3 protein-coding genes are annotated in these 6,500 nt (G+C 69.3%); all 3 read left to right on the top strand.

The window, feature by feature from the left end; all coding sequences use genetic code 11:
• The first annotated feature begins 93 nt into the window (after positions 1-93).
• A complete protein-coding gene (locus E1291_RS37540; RefSeq protein ID WP_131742804.1) occupies positions 94-594 on the top strand; it encodes a S26 family signal peptidase in 501 nt (166 codons plus the stop codon).
• Positions 595-858: 264 nt separating this feature from the next.
• On the top strand, positions 859-2,682 hold the full coding sequence (locus E1291_RS37535) for a phospholipase D family protein (protein ID WP_131742803.1): 1,824 nt from the start codon (positions 859-861) through the stop codon (positions 2,680-2,682).
• A partial coding sequence (locus E1291_RS37530; RefSeq protein ID WP_131742802.1) for a hypothetical protein occupies positions 2,679-6,500 on the top strand: 3,822 nt, incomplete at its 3' end. The genes E1291_RS37535 and E1291_RS37530, both read left to right, overlap by 4 nt.

Genomic DNA, 6,500 nt, shown 5'->3' with positions numbered 1-6,500 from the left:
CGAGAGGGGCACCCACGACACGCTGCTGGCCGCTGAGGGGACCTACGCCCGCTTGTTCAGGCTCCAGGCCACCGGCTACCAGGAGGCCATCGGATGAGAACAGTCCTGATGGGAGCCGCGGGACCGCTCGTGGTGTTCGGGCTCGGCGTGTACTGGGCGAGGCGGACCTATCTCGTCGCGACGGTGCAGGGCAGGAGCATGGAGCCGACGCTGCGAGCGGGCGATCGGCTGCTCGTCCGCCGCACCGCGTCCGTCCGTCAAGGACAGGTGGTGGTCGTCCGGGCACCGGACCCGCCGCTCGGCCCGCCGCCGCCGGACATCGATCTCGCCCTGCTCGAGACGTTGCCGCTGGAGCCCGGGGCCGCGCCGCCGCCCGGCGGAAGGCTGCTGGTCAAGCGCGTCGCCGCGGTGGCCGGGGACCCGGTGCCGCGGGACGATTTCCCGGCCCTGCGCGAGGCGCCGCAGGACGTGGTGCCGCCCGGCTCCCTGGTCGTGCTCGGCGACAACCCGCAGGCCAGCTGGGACTCGCGCGAGTACGGCTTCGTCCGGCCCGGCGACTGCGTCGGCGTGGCGCTCCGGCGACTGGGCCGCTGACCGTCGTCCTTCCCAATTCGCCGGTGACTCCTGTCGAGCGGCCGGCAGGGAACGCCCAGGGCCGCGGGTGATCCTCGGCGACGCGGGGTCCTCGCCGCCTTTGACAAGATCCAAAAAAGCCGGAGCGATTGGCGGGCCGGATCTTTTTTCGAAGTTCCGTGGAAGCGGATGAACCGCCGCTGACGGCCGATTTGTTCTGTTTCATGCGCTTTTTTGCATGGTGCGGTCAAGGTCCTGCCACCTGCGGATTCTAGGCCGGAGCCGGTGACCGGATCGGGCCGCGCCGTTGTGGGGGTCGGGCTCGTGTGGGAAAATCCAGCCAAAGCTCGTCCAGCCCTCATCGTTCCTGAGTTCGATTGTCGTTCGTGGCCGATACTCGTTCGCCTTTTCCGCAACCAGCATGCCGAATTCTGTCACGCGCTCGCATATAGCTTCGGGGGCCGTCCGGTGGCTGACATCGATGCTCTGATAAAGAAGTACTTCGTTCAGCCCGACGATACGGATCCCCCTTCGGAACCGCTTCCGGCCACCTTCGGCGGCTGCCGGGTCACCCCGCTGATCGACGGCGCGGAGTACTTCGCCGACCTCGCCGCGCAGATCGCCGCCCTGGGCCAGGGGACGCCGAGCGAGAACAGCGGCCAGTTCCTCTACATCGCCGGCTGGTGGCTTCATCTGATGGGCGGACCCGTCAACCCCGCGCCCGGCTCGCAGGGCGCCTCGACCGGGCCTTCGGTCGGGCTGGGGAACCCGTTCTCGCTCGATGGTCCCGGAGCGCCGAATCACCTGGTCGACGTGCTCAAAGCCAAGGCGGCGGCCGGAGTCGACGTCCGCGTCCTGGGCTGGATCTCGTTCTCCGTCATGAGCGACTACTTCATCCTGAGCCCGGCGATCCAGTCGGGTGCGGTCGACATTCGCAACGTCAACGTGGGCACCCTGGCCTCCATCCGCGAGTTGCGCAAGGAGCCCGCCCTCGCCGAGAAGGCGTGCCTGAACATCATCGCCCATTCGGCGGGCGCGTCACATACCAAGATGGTGCTCGTCGGCAACGGCGGCAGCGCCATCGGCTACACCGGCGGGCTCGACCTGGTCGGCGACCGCCACGGCGGCCGGCCGCACCCGCACTTGCAGTGGCACGACGTCCAGGCGAAGGTCGAGGGGCCGGCGGTGCAGGCCATGTACGACCTCTACCGCGATATGTGGAACGAGGTCAAAGCGCGGGAGCCCGAGCCCTTCCGCTATGACGATACGAAGATCTATAGCCACGCGTCCGCCACGCCCGCCGTGCCGGCGCGCGCCCTGCCGGCCACACCGGTGGGAAAGCATCACGTCCAGTCGCTGCGGACCGTGCCGCGTTTCAATTACACGACGTTCAACATCCTGCCGGAGAACAAGAAGATCTCCTTCGCTCCCGACGGCCTGTTCGAGGTGCGCTCCGCCTGGTTCAACGCCGTCCTCACCGCCGAGCGCTACGTCTACATCGAAGACCAGGGATTCTGGTCGCTGGACGTGATGATCTGGCTGAGGGCCGCCCTCAAGGCCCGCGACGATCTCAAGGTGATCCTGTTCACCGGGATCGCCGACCCGAACGACCCGCACTTCCCTCCGTACGCGAAGGTCGCGCTGTGGAAGGGCCTGCTCCACGACCTGAACGGCCAGCAGCGCGACCGGGTGCGCATGTTCAGCCGCGACGTGGTCGTCCACACCAAGAGCACGATCGTCGACGACCACTGGGTGATCATCGGCTCGGCCAATGCCTTCCAGCGCAGCCTCTACAGCGACATCGAGCACTCGGTGGGCCTCCTCGACGAGGACGACCTGCTGGCGCGGGAGTACCGGGTGCGGCTCTGGAGCGACCACCTCGGCCTGCAGGCTCCGGCCGACCAGCAGAGGATCGCCGATCTCGACAGGGCGCTCAACGTCTGGAACGGCGACTGGGGCACGCCGGGCAGCGGGGTCGGCCTGCCGCCCACCATCACCCCCGTCGTGCTCCCCACCGCGGAAACGGTGCTCAGCGACCGTGATCAGGAACGCTACAGCCGCTACGTCGACGTCGACTCGCGCCAGCCATGGGGTGGGTGCCTGCCATGAGCAGCATGTTCGTGACCGTCAACGACTTCCTCGGTGGTAAGTGGCCGGACTTCCTGCCCAGGCCGTCCGACCCCGCCGTGCTCGACCATGTGTGGCTCGAACCGCCACAGATCACCGCCAAGCCCGACGACGTCAGCCTGACCACCCGCCTGCTCTTCGAGCGCGAACTCGTCCTGGGACTGCCCGGCCTCGACGCGGTGAGCCTGGTCCTGGCCCCCGGCAGCCGCGACGGCGCGCCCGTCGGGCTCGGCCTCGGGATCGACATCCTGCCGCAGACCGTGCTGCGCGTGACCGACATGCCCGTCGGGCTGCGCTTCGGCCCGACGCTGCTGCGCGCCGTGCGCAATGTGACCAGCGGCGGGGACGCCCGCTATGAGCCGGACCCCGGACGTCCCTTCGTCCAGTTCGAGATGCCGAAGCTCGGTGGGAGCGCCGGTAAGGGCGGCATCACGTTCGACGCGCCGTTCACCGCCCAGCTGCCCCACCCCGTGATGATCGGGGACACCGGGCTGGTGGTCGACAGCGCCACGGTCGGCTTCCACCGCGCGGGCGGCAAGGCATGCCTGGTGCTGCGGTGGACGGAGGGCGGCCTGAACGGGCTGCTCGGGCGGCTCGTCCCCAACCTGGGCGACCGCAGCCCGGCGGGCGAGCAGCAGGTCACCCTTCGTCTGATCATCGGAGACGGCCTCGAAGAGCTGCGCCTGGACTGGCAGGCCGCCGCCCCGGGTGCCGCCTTCGCGCTCCCCGGGCTCAGCGTGAGCCTTCCGGCCTCCACCCGCTTCTCGTTGTTGCTGCTGCGCCAGGGCGAGGGCCTCGGACGGGCCGCCTTCGTCGCCACCCTGGCGGGAGGCGATCCGGTGACGGTGGGCAGTACCTTCGCCTGGGGCCGCGACGGAGACCGCGAGCTGCACAACGACGAGCCGCCCCAGCCGCCCGGCAAGCCTCTCTTCAGCGTCGCGCTCACGCCGGCGGACGGTCCGCGCAGTCTCGTGCTGCTCGACGTCCCGCTCGGCGTTGCGAAGCTGCCCGGCTTCTTCCGCCGGCTCACCACGCCGATCGCCCCGCTCGATCTCAGCGATCCGGTCGCACTCTGCACGCCCGTGGTCTTCGACCCGGCGGACCTCCAGGACGGCTGGAGCGCTCAGCTGAGCGTCAACATCGACGCGGCCGGTGGAGCGTTCACCCTGCCCTTCCTCAAACAGGGCCAGGGCGAGGACGCCCAGTTCCTGCAGCTCTATACCCACACGCCGCTCAACGGGCTGCCGATCAGCCTGCCCCAGGGTGAGGTCGGCTTCGACATCGGGGTGCGGCTGCGCGTCCTGAGCATCAGCTTCGACCTGCTGTGCCGCCTGACCTTCAACCTCGGCACCTTCGCCCTCAAGGTCGACCACGATCAGGGGATCGAGCTGCGGTCGGCGGAGGCCGAGCGCGAGTTCCCCGACCTGTTCGGGCTGCGCTGGAGGTTCAAGGGCAAGGACCTGGGCGACAAGACGTTCCATTACTTCACCATCGCCACGAAGGACTACCACTACCAGATCCAGCAGCCCGAAGGGGCGGTGCTGGAGCTCGACTTCACGCGGGCCAGCGAGGAGCCGATCACCTTCAGCGTGCGGGATTTCGCCCTCACGCCCAAGGGCGTCAACCTCGCCGCCACCGTCACCGACCGGCCGGCTCGGCTCAACGGCCTGCGCACGCGCTTCCGCTTCACCGACAGCGGCTTCGTGATCCGCGAGAACCGCGTCGCCGACTTCACCATCGCCGGCTCGGGCCCGCTGCCGCCCGACCTCGTGGGGGACGCCACGGCCGACATCGCCCTGCAGTTCGCCCAGCGCGAGGGCGGCAACCTGACCCTGGTGCAGGGCGCCGCGAACCTGCGCGGCGTCAAGCTGCTCGACTGCAAGGGCACGCGCTTCCAGTTCTCGGTCGACGCCCTGGGGCTGCGGTTCGTCGACGACGGCGCCTTCCATCTCTACTTCACCGTCACCGGCTCCGCCCGGTTCGTACCGGCCCCCGGCGATGACGCCGACGGGCCGCTGGCCCTGCTCGGCAAGATCCGCATCGACCTCGTCCAGTGCCCGCTCACCGGCGACGCCCGGGTGATCGCCAAGCATGTGAAGTTCCTGATCGAACTGCCCAAGCCCGTGTCGTTCGGCTTCCTCGGCTGCTTCGAGATGGAACTGCGCGCGATCGGCTTCGTCCCGCAGTGCGAGTTCTTCGGCGGCGACGGGGCCATGCAGGTCACCGGCCAGCTGAAGTTCGCCCAGGGCCCCGGCGACACCCCGGACTCACGTCCCGACTACCACGAGCTGTTCATCGGGCTGCCGCTGCCGGGCGAGTTCGTGCCGCGCATCCACTTCACGCGCCTGCCGGTGAACCTGGCCATCGGCGCCGCGTTCCGGCTCAACGGCGTGGTCGACTTCGTCGATCAGCCCGACCAGACCGGGCTGATCGGCGAGGGCCTGGTCCAGATCCAGGGCCTGCCCGCCATCGCGGCCAGCTTCGGCTTCCTGCGCGTGCGCCGCGGCGCCGGCTCTCCATGGCTGCGGGCCTGGTTCCTCTACCTGGAGATCCGCCAGGTCAGCTTCATGATCCCGGTCATCCAGATCTACCTCCGCGAGATCGGCATGGGCTTCGGCTACCGCTTCACCATCGCCTCCATCAAGGCCGCCGACGCCGAGAACGACGTCAAGAAGCTGCTCAAGACCCTGGAGGGTCTGTCGCGCACTCAGGGCGAGCTGTCCAAGCGCGACCGCTGGGCGGTGGACCTGGAGGAGGCCGGCCAGGACCCACGCTGGACGATCGTGCTGCGGGCGATGATCTCGCAGACCTCCGCCTCGGCCTCGCCCCTGCGCTACGAGGCCTTCGCCGAGGCCGACCTCGCCTGCGTCTTCCTGGTCGACGCGATCATCGCCTTCCGCAGCGACCTGACCTTCTTCATGTCGGTGCGCGGCTGGTTCAACACCAACTACGCCGACTACGTCACCAACAGGGACGGCGCCCGCGAGAACCCCATCCTGAGCGGTTTCGTGCTGCTCTCGCCGCGCCAGAAGCGGTTCCTGGCCCACATCTCCAAGCCCGAGGGCGGCAAGCCGGGCGTCCACCCGCCGCTGCCCGACTTCGTCCGGGACGCGATCGCCAACAGCCGTTTCTCGGCCACCCTGCTGATCGAGCCGGGCCTGTTCCACTACGAGCTGGGCTGGCCCAACATGCTGCGCTGGCACACCGAGCTCGGTCCGCTGGCCGTGGAGGTCGAAGGCGGGTTCATCTTCCGCGTCTCGACGACGGAGATGGTCCTCGGGACGAGCTTCCTGGCCCGCGGCAGGCTGGAGCTGAGCGCCGGCGTGGACCTCGGGCTGGTCGGCATGCGGATCAGCGCGACGGCACGGGTGGCGTTCGGAGCGCGCTACATCGGCGTGATCGACTTCCGCGATCCGACGGGCGACTCGGCCGTCTACGGCGCGATCGGGCTGGAGGTGCAGGTCGCCTTCGCCATCGAGTTCTGGATCAAGATCCCGCTGGTCTTCACCACCATCAGGCTCTCGTTCCGCTTCAGCCTCGAGATCTCGTTCAGCGCCGGCCTGGAGATCGGCGTCAAGGGGCTGAGCGTGCCCGGCGTCCGCGGTGTCGGCACCGTCGGCGTCTCGTGCTGCGGCCACAGCCTCCAGGCCACCGTCAAGGTGGCCTTCGAGGAGGACAACGTCCAGGCGGCCCTCGACCGGACCAAGGAGTTCCTGTCGCTGGGGCTGGAGGCCACCGAGGTCGAGCCGGTGCCGGGCACCGAGGGCGCGCCGGGCGCCGCGCCGGACCTCGCGCGCGCG

The organism is Actinomadura roseirufa, assembly GCF_900659635.1.
Classification (GTDB): Bacteria; Actinomycetota; Actinomycetes; order Streptosporangiales; family Streptosporangiaceae; genus Spirillospora; species Spirillospora roseirufa.
The sequence above is the reverse complement of the archived record's forward strand: the minus strand, read 5'-3'. Positions and strand labels throughout refer to the sequence as shown.

What these genes read in the sequence shown, in the direction of transcription:
- E1291_RS37540 (WP_131742804.1), top strand. Translation starts at nt 94, where the DNA reads ATGAGAACAGTCCTGATGGGAGCCGCGGGACCGCTCGTGGTGTTCGGG.